This window comes from Bacillus haynesii (assembly GCF_001969855.1).
GTDB classification, from domain to species: Bacteria; Bacillota; Bacilli; order Bacillales; family Bacillaceae; genus Bacillus; species Bacillus haynesii.
The window spans coordinates 1-1,414 of the sequence record NZ_MRBL01000073.1; the positions used below are offsets into that span (position 1 = coordinate 1).

Consider the following 1,414-nt stretch of genomic DNA (forward strand, 5'->3'; position numbering starts at 1 on the left):
AAGGAAACCGTCAGTTTCGTTTAATGACAGCGCACGTCCGTTTGCTGCAAACGGGAATTTGGCTGCAGTCACTGACAGACCTTCTTCTTTAGCCTGTGCTTCAGTGTAGCCTACAGATGCAAGTTCAGGCTCAGAGAAGACGACCGCAGGAATTCCGAGATAGTCGATTTCCGCTGCGTCTCCGGCAATCGCTTCAGCAGCAATTTTACCTTCATAAGAAGCTTTATGTGCAAGCGGAGGACCTTCGATGATGTCACCGATCGCATAGATGTTCGGAATGTTTGTACGGCATTGTTTGTCCGTTTTGATGATGCCGCGGTCCGTCATTTCGACGCCGACTTGTTCAAGTCCGAGCTCGTCCGTGTTTGCAACGCGGCCGACAGTAACAAGTACGTAGTCCGCATCGATCGTTTGCTCTTCACCTTTCACTTCGAACGTAACGGTTACGCCGTCAGCTTTTTCTTCCACGCCTTTAGCCATAGCTTTTGTATGGATTTCAACGTTGCCTTTTTTCTTCAGGTTGCGTTTGACAAGAGAGCTCATTTGCTTCTCAAAGCCTGGAAGGATTTCTTCTCCGCCTTCAAGAATGACAACTTCAGTACCGAAGTTTGCATATGCAGTACCGAGCTCTGTTCCGATGTAGCCGCCGCCGATGACAACGAGCTTCTTAGGAATTTCTTTCAGTGCAAGTGCGCCTGTTGAATTCAGGACGCGGTCGCTATATTTGAAGTTTGGCAATTCGATAGGGCGAGAACCTGTTGCAATGATCGCGTTTTTGAACGTGTAAGTCTGAGCTGAGTTCTCATCCATCACGCGTACAGAATTGCTGTCTACAAAGTACGCTTCGCCTTTTACGATGTCGACTTTGTTGCCTTTCAGAAGGCCTTCAACACCGCCGGTAAGCTTATTAACGACAGAGGCTTTCCATTCTTGAACTTTTGTAAAGTCAACTTTTACGTTTTCAGCAGTGATCCCCATCTCTTCAGAATGCTTCGCATTCTCATAGCGGTGGCCTGCATTGATCAGCGCTTTTGAAGGGATACATCCGACATTCAGACATACGCCCCCAAGGTTGCCTTTTTCAACGATTGTTACTTTTTGTCCAAGCTGAGCAGCGCGGATGGCAGCTACATAGCCGCCAGGTCCCGCACCAATGACAAGAGTATCTGTTTCAATAGGGAAATCTCCTACTACCATTACATTACGCCTCCATTAAAATTAATTGTGGATCGTTCAGCAAACGCTTGATGTGATTCAATGCGTTTTGTGCAGTTGCGCCGTCGATCATACGGTGGTCAAAGCTTAGAGAAAGAGCCAGAACAGGTGCAGCGACGATTTCGCCGTCACGAACGACAGCTTTCTCAGCGATGCGGCCGATTCCAAGGATCGCAACTTCCGGATGGTTGATAACCGG

2 protein-coding genes are annotated in these 1,414 nt (G+C 48.1%); both read right to left on the minus strand.

Annotated elements, in window-relative coordinates:
- Positions 1-1,197 (minus strand): dihydrolipoyl dehydrogenase (gene lpdA, locus BTA31_RS22325; RefSeq protein ID WP_076794327.1); only part of this gene is annotated, 1,197 nt, incomplete at its 3' end.
- 4 nt (positions 1,198-1,201) lie between these two features.
- Positions 1,202-1,414 (minus strand): 2-oxo acid dehydrogenase subunit E2 (locus tag BTA31_RS22330; RefSeq protein ID WP_193427272.1); only part of this gene is annotated, 213 nt, incomplete at its 5' end.